Source organism: Streptococcus oralis (genome assembly GCF_003943385.1).
Classification (GTDB): Bacteria; Bacillota; Bacilli; order Lactobacillales; family Streptococcaceae; genus Streptococcus; species Streptococcus oralis_CA.
Window position 1 is genome coordinate 19,780 of record NZ_RJPI01000003.1, and the last position, 14,338, is coordinate 34,117.

Annotated in this window: 14 protein-coding genes and 1 tRNA gene; all 15 read right to left on the minus strand. The window is 41.6% G+C overall.

Annotated elements, in window-relative coordinates; translation table 11 throughout:
• Positions 1–25: 25 nt before the first annotated feature.
• The 15 genes from D8803_RS02985 to D8803_RS03055 all read right to left on the minus strand — a co-directional run bounded on the left by D8803_RS02985 (position 26) and on the right by D8803_RS03055 (position 14,322).
• A tRNA-Arg gene (locus D8803_RS02985) sits at positions 26–97 on the minus strand.
• A gap of 65 nt (positions 98–162) precedes the next feature.
• Positions 163–1,149 (minus strand): GMP reductase, encoded by a 987-nt coding sequence (locus D8803_RS02990; protein ID WP_000931163.1) that lies wholly within the window; start codon positions 1,147–1,149, stop codon positions 163–165.
• 274 nt (positions 1,150–1,423) lie between these two features.
• Complete coding sequence (locus D8803_RS02995) at positions 1,424–2,146, minus strand: hypothetical protein (protein ID WP_061416952.1); 723 nt, start codon at positions 2,144–2,146, stop codon at positions 1,424–1,426.
• 62 nt (positions 2,147–2,208) lie between these two features.
• Positions 2,209–3,372, minus strand: a complete 1,164-nt coding sequence (locus D8803_RS03000; protein WP_131200198.1) for a TPM domain-containing protein — start codon at positions 3,370–3,372, stop codon at positions 2,209–2,211.
• A 10-nt stretch (positions 3,373–3,382) separates the two neighbouring features.
• Positions 3,383–4,468 (minus strand): hypothetical protein, encoded by a 1,086-nt coding sequence (locus tag D8803_RS03005; protein ID WP_131200199.1) that lies wholly within the window; start codon positions 4,466–4,468, stop codon positions 3,383–3,385.
• A gap of 48 nt (positions 4,469–4,516) precedes the next feature.
• Positions 4,517–5,833 carry an SPFH domain-containing protein gene (locus D8803_RS03010; RefSeq protein WP_125415938.1) on the minus strand — a complete coding sequence of 439 codons (1,317 nt, stop codon included), beginning with the start codon at positions 5,831–5,833 and terminating at the stop codon, positions 4,517–4,519.
• A 718-nt stretch (positions 5,834–6,551) separates the two neighbouring features.
• Positions 6,552–7,331, minus strand: coding sequence for an L-threonylcarbamoyladenylate synthase (locus D8803_RS03015; RefSeq protein WP_049546504.1), 780 nt, complete (start codon positions 7,329–7,331; stop codon positions 6,552–6,554).
• 25 nt (positions 7,332–7,356) lie between these two features.
• A complete protein-coding gene (leuD, locus tag D8803_RS03020) occupies positions 7,357–7,950 on the minus strand; it encodes a 3-isopropylmalate dehydratase small subunit (RefSeq protein WP_000410622.1) in 594 nt (197 codons plus the stop codon).
• Positions 7,951–7,959: 9 nt separating this feature from the next.
• Positions 7,960–9,342: a 3-isopropylmalate dehydratase large subunit gene (gene leuC, locus D8803_RS03025; RefSeq protein ID WP_125425767.1), complete on the minus strand. Its 1,383-nt coding sequence runs from the start codon at positions 9,340–9,342 to the stop codon at positions 7,960–7,962.
• A 3-nt stretch (positions 9,343–9,345) separates the two neighbouring features.
• Complete coding sequence (locus D8803_RS03030; RefSeq protein ID WP_125415946.1) at positions 9,346–9,615, minus strand: DUF1294 domain-containing protein; 270 nt, start codon at positions 9,613–9,615, stop codon at positions 9,346–9,348.
• The gene (gene leuB, locus D8803_RS03035; RefSeq protein ID WP_131200200.1) at positions 9,612–10,649 is read right to left on the minus strand and encodes a 3-isopropylmalate dehydrogenase; all 1,038 of its coding nucleotides are present in this window, start codon (positions 10,647–10,649) and stop codon (positions 9,612–9,614) included. Before leuB ends, D8803_RS03030 begins: the two co-directional genes overlap by 4 nt.
• Positions 10,650–10,660: 11 nt before the next feature.
• The gene (locus D8803_RS03040) at positions 10,661–12,223 is read right to left on the minus strand and encodes a 2-isopropylmalate synthase (RefSeq protein WP_131200201.1); all 1,563 of its coding nucleotides are present in this window, start codon (positions 12,221–12,223) and stop codon (positions 10,661–10,663) included.
• A gap of 314 nt (positions 12,224–12,537) precedes the next feature.
• Positions 12,538–13,194: an MmcQ/YjbR family DNA-binding protein gene (locus D8803_RS03045; RefSeq protein ID WP_131200202.1), complete on the minus strand. Its 657-nt coding sequence runs from the start codon at positions 13,192–13,194 to the stop codon at positions 12,538–12,540.
• A gap of 43 nt (positions 13,195–13,237) precedes the next feature.
• On the minus strand, positions 13,238–13,870 hold the full coding sequence (locus D8803_RS03050; protein WP_131200203.1) for a copper homeostasis protein CutC: 633 nt from the start codon (positions 13,868–13,870) through the stop codon (positions 13,238–13,240).
• Positions 13,871–13,962: 92 nt separating this feature from the next.
• The gene (locus tag D8803_RS03055; RefSeq protein ID WP_131200204.1) at positions 13,963–14,322 is read right to left on the minus strand and encodes a YbaN family protein; all 360 of its coding nucleotides are present in this window, start codon (positions 14,320–14,322) and stop codon (positions 13,963–13,965) included.
• Positions 14,323–14,338: the final 16 nt, after the last annotated feature.

Here is a 14,338-nt window from a genome sequence, read left to right on the forward strand (position 1 = left end):
TAAAGGCTTTTTTAGGCTGTTTACATCCACCCTGAGGGAATCGAACCCCCATCTTAAGAACCGGAATCTTACGTGATATCCATTACACTAAGGGTGGAAACTTGTTTTATTATAACAGAAATTTGCTCTAATAACAAGTTTTTTGGGTGGGGTATGCCTCCATTAGTGGGATGCATCACCATTCCAGATAGAGTTTTTCACGATTACATAATCAACGTGCTTGAGGTCAGCAACCTTGCGTCCACCTGCGTAGGAAATGGCACTTTGCAAATCCTGCTCCATCTCAGTAAGGGTGTCTTGCAAATGCCCTTTAGCAGGAAGTAAGATGCGTTTGCCTTCCACGTTTTTATAAGCACCCTTTTGGTATTGGGAAGCTGAACCATAGTATTCTTTAAACTGTTCCCCATCGACTTCGATTGTCTTCCCTGGACTTTCGATGTGTCCTGCAAAAAGGGAACCAATCATAACCATGCTAGCACCGAAACGGATAGACTTAGCAATATCACCATGAGTACGAATCCCACCATCAGCAATGATCGGTTTACGAGCTGCTTTAGCACACCAGCGAAGTGCTGCCAACTGCCAACCACCTGTACCAAAGCCAGTCTTAACCTTGGTGATACAAACCTTACCAGGACCGATTCCAACCTTAGTAGCATCCGCACCGGCATTTTCCAATTCACGCACTGCTTCTGGCGTTCCCACATTCCCAGCAATGACAAAAGTATCTGGCAATTCTTTCTTGATGTGTTGGATCATAGAAATCACACTATCCGCATGACCATGGGCAATATCAATCGTGATATACTCAGGAGCATCAGCCTTGAGCTGGCTAACAAAGTCATACTCGTAATCCTTAACACCAACAGAAATGGAAGCAATGAGCCCTTGATCGTGCATGCGTTTGATAAAAGGAATGCGCCCCGCCTCATCAAAACGATGCATAATATAGAAGTAGCCACCTTTAGCAAGCTGCTCTGCTACATTCTCATCCAAAATCGTCTGCATATTGGCTGGCACAACAGGTAGTTTGAAAGTGTGATTTCCAAGTGTGACACTTGTATCCGCTTCTGCACGGCTTTTAATGACACATTTATTTGGGATCAATTGAATATCTTCGTAATCAAAAATTGGAAATTCATTTAACATATCGATGTCTCGTTTCTTTTGTAATGACCTACCTATGCCTTCGCATCACTACGTCTTTTCCGACGTTTCCTTAATTTATTATAAACTAAAGTACAGTTTTTGTCAATTTTTAGAGTAAATAGTTTATGAACGTTCGTTTTTATTGCAATCAAAATCCTATGAAATCATTAAAATTTTTGGATCCGTAAATTATTGTTAATAACTACATTAGCCAATCCAAAAGTGCGATGACAGTTCCATACCATCACCGCACTGATTTAGCCCATTTATTATTCTAATCTCCTTTAGATGATTTCATTGTAAAGGTATAATACTTATCTCCGCTATAAGTTATTTTAAAGACCCCATCTTTTTGTTCACTGTATAGACTCGCATTTCCAGCAACCTTACCTTCAAATATAATGGTACCCGTCACATAACTCCAATTAGGAGTGGCAATTACTTCTCCTTTATAGGTGATTGTAGAAGTATGATCTGCCTTTAAAGTTGCCTTCAAGGAATCTGGTGCTATTTCTCCAGATGCGTCTGCATCCATTACATCCGCTACAGACGCGCCTATCCAGTCTCCTAAGAGGGCTCTCTCTTCTTCTGGCAAGAAGTTCTCAGGTTTCGCTGCATCTGTTCCTTCTTTTGCAAGTTTTACATCCATTGAAGTTCCGACAAGCTCTTTCAAGATGCTTTCAAATGTAATCGTATCCTTACCAAGCTTGCCAACCATATCAGTATTTTCAATAGTAAGAGTTAACGTATTATCATCATTTTTCCATTTACCTTCTGCAGTTGTTCCTTCTACGTTTAGTTTCGCCTTGCCTCCACTCATCAATTCGAGTTTGAAGCCAGCCATATCATCACCAGAGAGGGTTACTCCCATGGCCGTTCCACTAACAGCTACGTATTTGCCCACTAAGGCATCGTCCGCTCTTCCACCTGATTTTCCACAAGCTCCAAGCGTGATAAGTAACAGAAGTGCCAATATCAAGCTAAATAATTTTTTCATGTTACTTCCCTTTCTCCTAAAATAGATTTGAAAGTCTATCTCATTCACTCATCTACTTCTAATTAAAACTTGCCTCCTGCACCACCGTGAGTTCTTCCTGATGAAGATGTATGAGTACTGCTACCTCCAGAAGAAGATTTACTCTCTTTGGGACGCGCCACCTTATCAACCGTTTTATATAGAAACTTTTCTTCTGCTTGAGTGACAGTGAGACTATTTTCTACAATATAATTTGTCGCTGCCACATCTGGCTCCACACTTTTGAGTTGACCAGCCATACTTGAAACAACTACAAAGGCTGTGACAAGACCTACACCTAGAGATAGGGGCACCCATATCCAACTTAGCGGTTCCTTAGGAAGATTCCCTTTGTCATAAGGTTTATCTGTCTTAGCCTGCGTTAAGAACTTATCGCTCAGTTCTGCAAAACTGCTAAATGCTTGCTCATATTCTCCGTTGCTTAGTTTCGGAACGAACCGATCAGACATATATTCTAAACCTGCATCGGTAAATGCTCGAATCGCATAACCTGTTGTGGTGATATGCCAATCCCGTTCCTTCATACTTAACAATAACAATAAACCACTATAGTCCTCACCCTGACCATAACCATTATAGTCAAAATAATCATCTGCAAAAGCTTCTGGTGTCTTTCCTCCCAGATCCTTGACAGTCACAATAACAAGGTCACATTTCTGCCGCTCACTAATCTCATCAAGTTTACTTAATAAATCTTTTTCTTCTACATCACTCAGTAAATCCGCTTCATCTACGAGACGCTTCAGGGGTCCAAACTTAGCAGCAATAGCAGTCAAACTACGGTGGGCACTGTCATACCAACTACTATTGCTATGATAAACTCCTTTGATAAAGGTATCCCAAAAATCTCCCAGAAGCTCTTTTGCTTTTCCCTTGTAGCAGATAGTTCTATAATCTTTAGACTTCCCTATTATCAGAAGAATAGCATCTTCCTTCCCTCTCTTGAAGAAATCCGTTGTATATTGAGTTACATCATCATAAGAGTCAGCAATGAGCAGATAAGATTTGAACTGATGCTCTTTGTAAATAGCTTGTGCTTCTTCTTCTAGTTTGCTTTTCTCATTGGATGATAGGAGGCCGACCTCATCATAAATTAAAGTTTGACTTGACATGTCAGCTGACACAATCCCAATCAAGGTAAAAGCGAGAAAAACCGCAAGAAGGAATGATAGTAGTTTTTTCATCATATCTTCCTCCTTACATTAGATAAATCAACCAAACGAGGCCATAACAAACAATAAAAGTAAGTATTGCAATCGTTATAAAATAGCGCCAGTAGACTCGTTTATCCAAGGGAAGATTGCCTACAAATTTTCCTGTTTGACCATTCATAGCAAAAACGTACTTTTCATTATTCCAAGTTGTGTTTAACAACCAGACTGGATAAAGGACATACTTGGCTTTGCTATTTTTAAACTCAACATGGCTACTTTCTGGAGTTACCATTGTAAAGCCTTTAACTGTTTCTGCAAATCTATCTTCAGTACTCCTTTTAGCCCGTTTATTAGCGTGGGTGATACTTTCTTCTGCCGTCACATCATAACGCTCGGCCAAATAACCTGCTAAATAGGCTGTTTGAAAGTCAACTGCTTTTGAAACATCAAAAGGTTCAATGGATTCCATCAAGGTATTGTCCATACTTTTAGAACCGTCAACAGGTAGATGAGAAAAGGCTAACTGACCAGAACGAAGGACAGAGTAAAATTCAGTTTGGGTGTAATTGTAATCTTTGTCACTCCAAGTCGTTATCCTAGTTGCTTTGTACTTAATATCCGCATCCGCTTCTGTATTAAATAACCAAAATGGCACGTAAACACCCTTTACTTCATCAATATGGTTCTGATCCTTAAAAATTTTTGGCAATAAACACTTGCCAAGAAGGTGCTTGTTAAGCGCTTCTCTGGCAGCTTTTTTATCCAGTTTAAACGGAATAACCAACTCTGGTTTCAAATCACCTACCAGACGTTCCTTGAGAACAACTGGATTATCACAATAAGGGCAAGTTGTTGCAGCAGTATTTTCATCAGCAATCAATTGTCCACCACAGGAATTGCAAATAAAGACGTTCATCTGTTCGTCATCTTCTTGCCATTCTTCAGTAGGGTAGGTTGTTGAAGTTGACTCAGTAGAAGACTGTACATCTACCAAACCTTCATCCATATGCTTGAGACTCTCCATTTCGTACTCAGAGTCACAGTAAGGACACTTCATTTTTTGGATTTTCGTATCAAAGGCTAAAGCACCACCGCAACAAGGACATTTGTATTCTAAATTATCAGCCATGTCATCATCTCCTCTCCCGACACTAAGCCAATCTAGAGTTGTCTTGTTCTAAAACGTTGACCCGCATTCAGGACAGAATTTCGGTGCCTGGCCAGAATCTGGAACTTTCCAACCACAGTTACTACAGTGTTTTGCTTGATGAACTATCGGTTTTGGACTGCCACAATTTGAACAGAATTTACCTGTATTTACCGTGCCACATGAACAAGTCCAGCTATTGTCCACTGGTTTCGGACTGCCACACTCTGGGCAGAACTTCCCCATAGCCTCATGTCCATTTGGACAGATCCACTTATTGACATTCGGAGTGCTTGGTGGTGCTTGATTTTCTGTTTGTGCTTGGTTAGCAGCCTGTTCTTGTCCCATAGCAAAGAGATTTTGTGCATTCATGCCACCGCCTGCATTGGCTGCCATGCCAAAGCCCATAAAGCCAGTCATAGCTCCTGCTTCATTGCTTGCGGCTGCCTTCATAGCATCTGCCTGTGCACCAACTAAGGTTGCGGCCGCCATAGTCGGATCTTTCATAATAGCAGTACGTTGAGCCTGCTTAATCATTTCGGCATCTTCTTCTGGGAGAGTAACAGAGCCGAGTGCAATGCTAATGACTTTAAGACCACGAAGTTGACCCCATTTTTCTGAGAGAGTTTCATTGAGGGCATTTTCTAATTCTGTATTGTGACTGACAATTTGATTCGGTCTCAATTCCATATCAGATAACTTAGCAAATGAAGGTTGCAAGGCGCTGATAAATTCAGTTTTCAACTGTGAGTCAATTTCTTCACGCAAATACTCTCTTTCAACATTTCCACAAACATTTGTATAAAACAAAAGCGGGTCAACGATCTTATAAGAATAAACCCCTGAGCATCGAACAGAAACGTCAAGGTCTAAACCAATCTTAGAATCTACCACACGAAATGGAATTGGGTTCGGTGTACCGAATTTATTATCAATTAATTCTTTTGTATTAAAATAATACACACGCTGATCTTTGCCAGTATCGCCACCATAAGTGAAACGTTTCCCAATTTGTTTGAAAGTATCCTTGATAGAATTTCCAAGATTTCCTGTAAAAATACTTGGTTCGCTGGAGGTATCATAAGTGAACTCACCTGGTTCGGCACAAACTTCTACAACCTTACCTTGCTCAACAATCATCATACACTGACCATCAGCCACTGCAATACCTGAACCATTGGAAATAATATTATCACTGCCCTTAGTATTGGATGATCGACCAGAGACCCGCTTTTGCCCCTTGACAACCATGACAGATTTGTCCATAGACTCACAATAGAAAAATTCTTTCCATTGATCGGCTAATGAACCACCTACAGCTCCTACACCTGCTCTAATAAGTCCCATAATGCGCCTCTTTTCTTTTGTCAGTGAGACATCAATAACCCCACTTGCCTACCGCCTTTCTATTTAAATAATCCTTTCCACCTCCCATTCATTGTGATTACTGGTATGAGCGATTCTATGCCTATCGACTATTAAAAATATTGTTGACAACTAATCAATTATAAGTCAAAAAAGCCCACTTAGACCCCGACTGCAAGTAGCAAAACATGCGAAGGGAGTCTAAATGAGCCACTTACAGTATAATTCTAGCTGTCATCAGCTACAACTCTCAGTAAGCTAACAAGGAGAGTGTAGAAAGCGAAAGAACGACGTTAAATGGATAATTCTAATATTTATATGATGATGGTGAGGTTCTATCAGCTTGTTTTCAGTAGACAAACTACTCGTAAAACCTCTTAAACAGTATCTTGGACTTTTAAGCACTCAAATGCCACTTAGTTTTTATATATTATAAGTTACATTAAGCGAACGGTAATCTATGTAAATCAGGGTCTCCTAATGATAAATTCCACTAATAAACCACCTTACTTCAAACTCACTTTAAAATGTAACCGTTATCAATTTCTATCTTTATTTTACCTTTTTTTCTAGGATTTTGCATGTTCTATACTGAATTTTTAAAATTTTTAGACGATTGTTTTCGTTATGTCTAATTAATTCTTAGAAATCACTATATATAAAAACATGTGAAAGGATAGCCGTTTAGGGTCTACTCAGCTTAATAATATTCACCCTGACGGTAGTCCCATGAGTTAAAGGTATCTGACAGGTGCATCATGATTTTATCAATATCAAGTCCTTTACGGATCACGACTGGTGCTGGTGAAGTTGAACGTGCTCCTCCTTGTTCTGGGATGAGTTTGCCGTCTTTATCGACCATAGAGACCATCACACCTTGCTCGTAGCGAGTTTCGATTGTTTTGTCAGGTTGGATGGATGCCACGTAGTCGTCTGCCTCGATGACAAGGTCCACTGCTCCTTCGATACGTTCTCCGATACCTTCCACCTTACCGCGGTTTCCTTTACCAGATGGGTTAGCTGATGAGGCGTAGACCATTTTACCTTCTTCCCAAAGTTTAGCAGCCAACTGTTCACCGGCTTTACCAAACTTGATGACAAAACAGCTAGTACCACGAACGTCGGTCATGAGCTCTTCACGACCATCCCCATAAGCTTTGAGTTTTTCAAAAGCTTCTGGTTTCCAAGGAAGGATACAACCGAGAAGAATATCTTCGTCCCAATGTTTTTGGTAGAAGGCTTCAATTTCTGGGTTGAGTTGTGCTAAAGTGCGAAGCTCGTCCATGCTACCGCAGAGAACGACACCTGGTTTGTTACGGTTACGTTCTTTGGCTGCAAACTTGCGTTCAAGTCCTGCCTTGTCGCTGGTCATGATAATGTAACCAACTTTTGTAGGGCAAACAATGCACCCGCCCTCACCTTTTAAAATGTCGTAGCCTTCTTGTGAAAGTGTTCCGTTCCATTGAATGTGTTTTGTCATAGTTCTATTTCCTTTTCTATTTTTCCTATTCCTGCCAATAGGCTGGGCGTTGTTTTTCATAGGCAGCAATCAAATCTTCATACTGCAAAGTAATACCGATATCATCCAAACCATTTAAGAGCTTGTGTTTCCACTCGCTATCTATTTCGAAAGTGAATTCTCCAACTGGTGAGATGATTTTTTGTTGTTCCAAGTCCACAGTTACCTGGTCAGTCGGTTTGAGTTGGGCTAGCTTTTCTCTAACTTCCCTAGGCTGAACAATGGGCAACATGCCATTATTGAGTTCATTATTGTAATGAATGTCCCCAAAAGATCCTGCAATCACAACCTTAAAACCATAGTCGGCTAGAGCCCAAGCTGCGTGTTCCCTCGAAGACCCCGCCCCAAAGTTATCCCCTGAAATGAGGATACTGGCTTTACGATATTCAGGTCGGTTAAAGACAAAGTCTGGGTCCTCAGTATACTTGTCGTCTAGATAACGCCAAGCATACATGAGATACTTACCAAAACCTTTTTTATCAATCAACTTGAGAAACTGCTTGGGAAGTATTTGGTCGGTGTCGATGTTATCATTCATGAGAGGAACGGTCGTTCCCGTATAAACTGTAAATTTCTCCATATCCTCTCCTTACTGGGCCTCTGGCATTTGCCGAACATCTACGAAGCGCCCTGCGATAGCCGCCGCCGCTGCCATGGCTGGACTACAGAGATGGGTCTTAGCGCCAAATCCTTGTCTGTCTTCAAAGTTGCGGTTACTGGTTGAGGCACAGTGAACCCCATCAGGGACCTTGTCAGGATTCATCCCTAAGCACATAGAGCAACCTGGGTCTCTCCACTCAAAGCCAGCATCTAAGAAGACCTTATCCAAGCCCAACTTCTCAGCAGCTCGTTTCACAGGACGAGAGCCTGGAACCACGATAGCAGTTAAGTTAGGAGCTATTTTCTTCCCTTTGACAAACCGCGCAGCCAGTTGCAAGTCACTGAGCCGAGCATTGGTACAAGACCCGATAAAGATATAGCCTAGCTCAATATCCGCTGGCTTTTGACCAGGCTCCAAGTCCATGTAATGATAAGCACGTTCATCGTTCATATCCTTAATTTCTGGGAAACTACTGTCAAAGTCAACACCCATAGCAGGATTGGTTCCCCAGGTCACCATAGGAGCCAAGCCAGAGACATCCATCTGGATAACCTTATCATAAACGGCATCACTATCGCTTACAAGCGTCTTCCAGTCGGAAACTGCCTCCTCAAAGTCCTCTGGAACGCATTCCCGTCCCTTGAGATAGTCATAGGTAGTCTGATCTGGATTCATGATTCCCATCTTAGAACCAAACTCGATGGACATATTGCAGATAGTCATTCTCTCTTCCATAGTCAAAGCATCAATCGCTTGCCCACGATATTCCACCACATATCCTACACCACAGGCAACGCCGTACTTGGCAATCAGGGCGAGAATGTAATCCTTAGAATAAACTCCTTTTTGAGGAACTCCAGTGAATTCCACCAACATTTTCTTGGGTTTGACCTGCCAGAGGGTCTGGGTCGCAAAGACATGCTCAACCTCACTGGTCCCAATCCCAAAGGCGATAGCTCCGAAAGCTCCGTGAGTAGCTGTATGGCTATCCCCACAGACGATAAATTTCCCTGGTTGGGTCCGTCCTGTTTCTGGACCTACCATGTGAACGATTCCCTGCTTTTCAGAACCATGAGCCGCATGTTCAATCCCAAATTCCTCAACATTTTCAGCCAGCTTATCAATTTGCGCCTTGGAAATGACATCTCGAATATCGTAGATATTAACCGTTGGTACATTGTGGTCAAAGGTTCCAAATGTCAAGTCTGGCCGTCTCAATCTGCGCCCCGCATCTCGTAATCCTTGAAAAGCTTGGGGACTAGTCACTTCATGAATATAGTGCTGGTCCACATACATGAGTTGAGGCTGCCCCTCTTCTCCTGTGATGACATGGCGGTCCCATAATTTATCAAAAATCGATTTTCCTGCCATCCATTACCTCCAAATAAAATATAAGGCTACTAGTGTGATCACCATCCCGAGAAACCAAACAGTTTTAAAATACCATTTTCTAGTCTTGTGGTGAAAGGTGATTCCTGCTAACCAAGCTCCAAAACCACCACAAGTAAAGGCTAAAATAAGTAAGATTTTCTCTGGGATGCGCCAAGCACCTCTCCTTGCCTTGGATTTGTCAATGCCATAAATCAAGAAAATCAGCAAATTCCAAATCAAGAGGGCAAGCGTGATTCCTTCATTTATCTTCATAATCTTTCAATGATAGCTTCCGTCATTTCCTTAGTAGAAGCCTGTCCTCCAATATCTCTTGTTAAAATGCCAGCCACTAAACTAGCTTCAACAGCACGCTCGATACGCTCTGCATCCTCATAACATCCAAAGCTATCTCTCAACATCATGGCAACTGACAAAATCATAGAGATAGGATTGGCAATTCCTTGAGCTGCAATATCAGGTGCCGAACCATGAATGGGTTCGTAGAGGCTTGGCCCCTTTTCAGAATGACTGGCTGATGGCATAACACCCAGGGTGCCTGATAGAACGCTTGATTCATCAGATAAGATATCTCCGAAAAGATTCTCTGTCACGATGATATCAAACTTAGCAGGATTGGTAATCAGAAGCATGGCAGCTGAGTCCACCAACTGGTGCTCCAAGGTCACATCTGGGAAATCCTGCGCAACCTCCTCAGCAACTTTCCGCCAGAGTTTTGAAGTCGCTAGAACATTTTGCTTATCGATACTAGTAACGATTTTTCTCCGACTTCTTGCGATTTCAAAGGCCTTACGAATAATCCGCTCCACTTCCTCATAGATGTAGTCGTTGATATCACGCGCTTTTCGCTCTTCAAGGATATGATCCCCAAAGTAAATACCACCTGTCAACTCACGCACCACGACAAAGTCTACACCAGCAATTCGTTCTGGTTTAAGTGGTGATAAATGCTTGAGACTATCAAAGATTTTTACAGGCCGAATATTGGCATAGAGATTGAGTTCCTTACGAAGAGCTAGCAAGCCTTGTTCAGGCCGAATCGCCGCCCCATCATACTGGGGACTACCGATAGCCGCAAGGAGAATAGCATCTGCTTCTCTACATGCCTTGAGGGTTTCATCAGGTAAGGGATGCCCCACAGCATCAATACCTGCACCTCCAAAGGGGCGTCTGTCTATCTCATAGTCAAAACCTGTTTTTGAAGCTAGAGCTTCCAGAACTGCTAAACCAGCTTCCATGATTTCTGGACCGATTCCATCCCCTGCTAGAGCTACTATTTTCTTTGTCATAGCCTTCTCCTTTACACACTAGGCATGTCTCGGTAGGAGACGCTGCGCCCCATTTCACCAGCATTCTCTTTTTGAACAAAAGTATTGGCATTGATATAAGCAATAGCCGAAGCTTTCAACACATCGAAATCAAGACCTGCTGCGTTAAAGATGGTTTCTGTATCTCTATTTTCAACAGTGACCAAGACCCGAGCTTGGGCATCAATTCCATCCGTTACCGCATCAATGGTATAGGACACCAAGCGGACAGATTGGTTAAAGAACTTATCGATAGCGTTAAAGATCGCTTCAACAGAGCCTTGCCCTGTCGCATTAAATTCGACTTTTTCACCATCCATATTGGCTAGGCTAACAAGCGCTTCAATGTCATTATCTGCATGGGTTTGAAGTTGCAAATCATCAAAGTGGAAGCCTTCTGGATTTTCAACCATGGTTCCAGCTACCAGCGCTCGAATATCTGCATCTGTGATTTCTTGCTTTTTGTCCGCTAGTGCCTTGAACTTAGCAAAGAGTGGTTTGATATCCTCTTCTGTAAAATCTAGAGCCAGTTCTCTTAGTTTTTCAACAAAGGCATGGCGACCAGACAATTTTCCAAGCGGAAGACTATTACTCTTAACACCGACTAATTCAGGTGTGATGATCTCATAAGTGAGAGGATTTTTAAGAACCCCATCTTGGTGAATACCAGACTCGTGAGAAAAGGCATTTCCACCGACGACAGCTTTATTTTTAGGAACTGGAATACCTGAGAAGCGAGAAACCATTTCTGACGTATTCATTGTTTCATCCAAAATAATATCACTAGTTGCTTGGAAGAAATCCTCACGAATCTTTAAAGCAACAGCTACTTCTTCAAGAGCAACATTACCTGCGCGTTCACCGATACCATTAATAGTTCCCTGGACACGTCCAGCACCGTGTTTAATTGCTGTCAAAGTATTTGCAGTTGCCATACCGAGATCATCGTGACAGTGAACACCAAAGACAACTTTATGATCTGATTTAATATTTTCAGTCAAGTGATCAAAGATACGTGCAAACTCTTCTGGAGTCGTAAAGCCAACTGTGTCAGGGATATTGATATAAGATGCACCTGCATCGACCGCTGTTTGAACGACTTGTAAGAGGAAATCCAACTCTGTTCTAGTCGCATCTTCAGGAGAGAATTCGACGATTTCAAACTTAGAACGTGCGTAAGAAACATGTTCCTTGATAGCTTCTAAAATCTCTTCCTTGCTCTTATTGAGCTTATACTTGCGATGAATCGGACTGGTAGCAATAAAGACATGAATTTGTGGATACTTGGCATCCTTAAGCGCCTCATAACAAGCATCAATATCAGATTTTACAGAACGAGCTAATCCTGTCACTGCTGTTTTTTTCATAGCTCTAGCAATTTTTTGAACGGCTATAAATGAATCTGGACTAGCAGCAGGAAAACCAGCTTCAATTACAGAAATTCCCCATTTCTCCAGCTGCCTTGCAATGGAAACTTTTTCCTTTATTGAGAAGTTAACACCAGGTGTTTGTTCCCCATCACGAAGGCTTGTATCAAAAAATTCAACTTTACGCATAAGATTTCCCCTTTTCCAAATATGGTTTTAAAAAAACATCTCGCTCAGAAGCCCAAGCGAGATGTTGATTTACTCCCGCTTGGTAAGCCAAACAGGACTAATGCTTTTGCACTAGCCCGAGTACCTCAACAACAAAGCAAATTGATTAAACTTAGCTGTTTTCATGTTTGACTTTCTCCTTCGTTTGATGTCTTGTTAAGTATTTTAGCATAGGAAGAATCTCATGTCAAGAAAAAATCCAATATTTTCTGAAAATTTCTTCAGTAAAGAATATTTTGCTAATTGAAAGCATTTGAAAACTCAAGCGAATTCCCCTATTTTTTCACGGTTAGGTTCCAACTTCTTTCTATCAATTTCAGTACCATTTCATCTGACAAAGTATCATCAAGTGCCAGGCTAAGCCAGTAGCGTTTGTTCATATGAAAGGCTGGGTAAATTCCCTTTTGTGAAAGAAAATCAGCTACTTGGTCGTGTTTGATATTGACTGCTTCGACTAGCCCTTCTCTCCCCTTATCTAACTTATCCCATGGAATTCTCATCAAAACAGCATACCACTTTTGATTGCCTTCATGACGCAATACAGCTGTATCAGGTGATTTTTCCCACAGATACTCCAACTGATTACCATACTTTTCCTGAACTTGAGCCATGATACGCTTAGTCTGAGGACAGATAAAATCCTGTGCATCAAAACAAACCTTCCGAATCTGGTAGAGAATCTCCAAACAAGCCTCACGGACACTTCCGACAAAACGTCCCCGCATACTTTCCATGTGTACTTGAGGATAGAGGTCACCCGTTTCCTGATCAAAGACCTGAAAGCTCACATTATCAGGTGTGATAGAGACTGTCATGAAAAATTCACCCTGCAAAATCTGGCAACTATAGTTCCAGACCTCTCCATTTTCTACAAAACCATAGGCATGGGCTTTTTCTTGATTAAACTGGTAGGATTTAAAAATTTCAAACATAAGTGAAAACTGCTACCAAAAGCTAGCAGTTCCTTTCTATTTTTTAAAAGACAACCTTAGTCCCATGTAATTGTGTCACGCCTAGCTGGTCGATAAAGATTTGACGGTTGTCCAAGTCAATTCCCCCACCTGGTAAGATTTCAATTTTACCAGCTGCATGTTCCAAAATTCTGTGGTAGTGAGCAAAACGTTCTTCTAGCGAGTCCCCAGACACACCCGCTCGAGTTAAGATGCGAGTGACACCAGCTTGGCTGAGCCAGTCAATGGCTTCCAACTGGTCTTCATCACTCAATTCATCAAAGGCCATGTGGAAGACAATTTCCATTCCTTTAGATGCGGCAATCAACTTCTCAAGATTAGGCTTATCTAACTTCTTATCAGCAGTTAATGTCCCAAAAACGACCCCTTGACTTCCAGCCTGCGCAGTCAAACGAATGTCTTCTAGCATAATCGCTATTTCAAGATCAGTATAGACAAAGTCGCCACCGCGGGGACGAATCATAGTCATGATGGTGGTGTCGTAGTTAGCTGCCAGTTCAACAGCTGCCTTAGTCACTCCATAGCTTGGTGTTGTCCCACCAACTGCTAGATTGTCACAAAGTTCGATTCGACGAGCTCCAGCCTGCATCGCTTTTTCAAGCAAGGTCACATTTTCAGCACAAAATTCGTAAATCATTTGATTCTCCTTGATATTTTCTTTAAATTTATTATATCATATTATTTGAATATGCTTTCAATTTTATCAAAGGAAATATCAAATTTCAAAAACTAATCCTTATCAGGAATGACTTTAAAGAGATAGTAGGTGATAAAGACAGTCAAGGCTCCCAGACCGATTTTGACTGGTAAAAGAGGGGCAAAATAAATAGAAATCCCCATCAAGATATAGATAGATACGATGATTTTTTTCTTTCGTTCTCGCGCGATTGACTTGGTTTCCCGAAAGTCCGCTACATAAGTCTGATAGAGCTTGGTGTGATAAAGCCAGTCTTCAAAACGCTTAGAAGATTTTGAAAAGCAAGCGATAGACAGCAAAAGAAAGGGAGTTGTTGGTAAGAGCGGCAGGACAACACCTACAAGAGCTAGAGCCAAAGAAATAAAACCAATACAGAAATAAATAATGCGCATAACTTCTCCTAGATAA

Excerpts from the sequence above, each read along its gene's own strand:
- D8803_RS02990 (WP_000931163.1), bottom strand. The coding sequence starts at position 1,149 with ATGTTAAATGAATTTCCAATTTTTGATTACGAAGATATTCAATTGATC.
- D8803_RS02995 (WP_061416952.1), bottom strand. The coding sequence starts at position 2,146 with ATGAAAAAATTATTTAGCTTGATATTGGCACTTCTGTTACTTATCACG.
- D8803_RS03000 (WP_131200198.1), bottom strand. The coding sequence starts at position 3,372 with ATGATGAAAAAACTACTATCATTCCTTCTTGCGGTTTTTCTCGCTTTT.
- D8803_RS03005 (WP_131200199.1), bottom strand. The coding sequence starts at position 4,468 with ATGGCTGATAATTTAGAATACAAATGTCCTTGTTGCGGTGGTGCTTTA.
- D8803_RS03010 (WP_125415938.1), bottom strand. The coding sequence starts at position 5,833 with ATGGGACTTATTAGAGCAGGTGTAGGAGCTGTAGGTGGTTCATTAGCC.
- D8803_RS03015 (WP_049546504.1), bottom strand. The coding sequence starts at position 7,331 with ATGACAAAACACATTCAATGGAACGGAACACTTTCACAAGAAGGCTAC.
- leuD (WP_000410622.1), bottom strand. The coding sequence starts at position 7,950 with ATGGAGAAATTTACAGTTTATACGGGAACGACCGTTCCTCTCATGAAT.
- leuC (WP_125425767.1), bottom strand. The coding sequence starts at position 9,342 with ATGGCAGGAAAATCGATTTTTGATAAATTATGGGACCGCCATGTCATC.
- D8803_RS03030 (WP_125415946.1), bottom strand. The coding sequence starts at position 9,615 with ATGAAGATAAATGAAGGAATCACGCTTGCCCTCTTGATTTGGAATTTG.
- leuB (WP_131200200.1), bottom strand. The coding sequence starts at position 10,649 with ATGACAAAGAAAATAGTAGCTCTAGCAGGGGATGGAATCGGTCCAGAA.
- D8803_RS03040 (WP_131200201.1), bottom strand. The coding sequence starts at position 12,223 with ATGCGTAAAGTTGAATTTTTTGATACAAGCCTTCGTGATGGGGAACAA.
- D8803_RS03045 (WP_131200202.1), bottom strand. The coding sequence starts at position 13,194 with ATGTTTGAAATTTTTAAATCCTACCAGTTTAATCAAGAAAAAGCCCAT.
- D8803_RS03050 (WP_131200203.1), bottom strand. The coding sequence starts at position 13,870 with ATGATTTACGAATTTTGTGCTGAAAATGTGACCTTGCTTGAAAAAGCG.
- D8803_RS03055 (WP_131200204.1), bottom strand. The coding sequence starts at position 14,322 with ATGCGCATTATTTATTTCTGTATTGGTTTTATTTCTTTGGCTCTAGCT.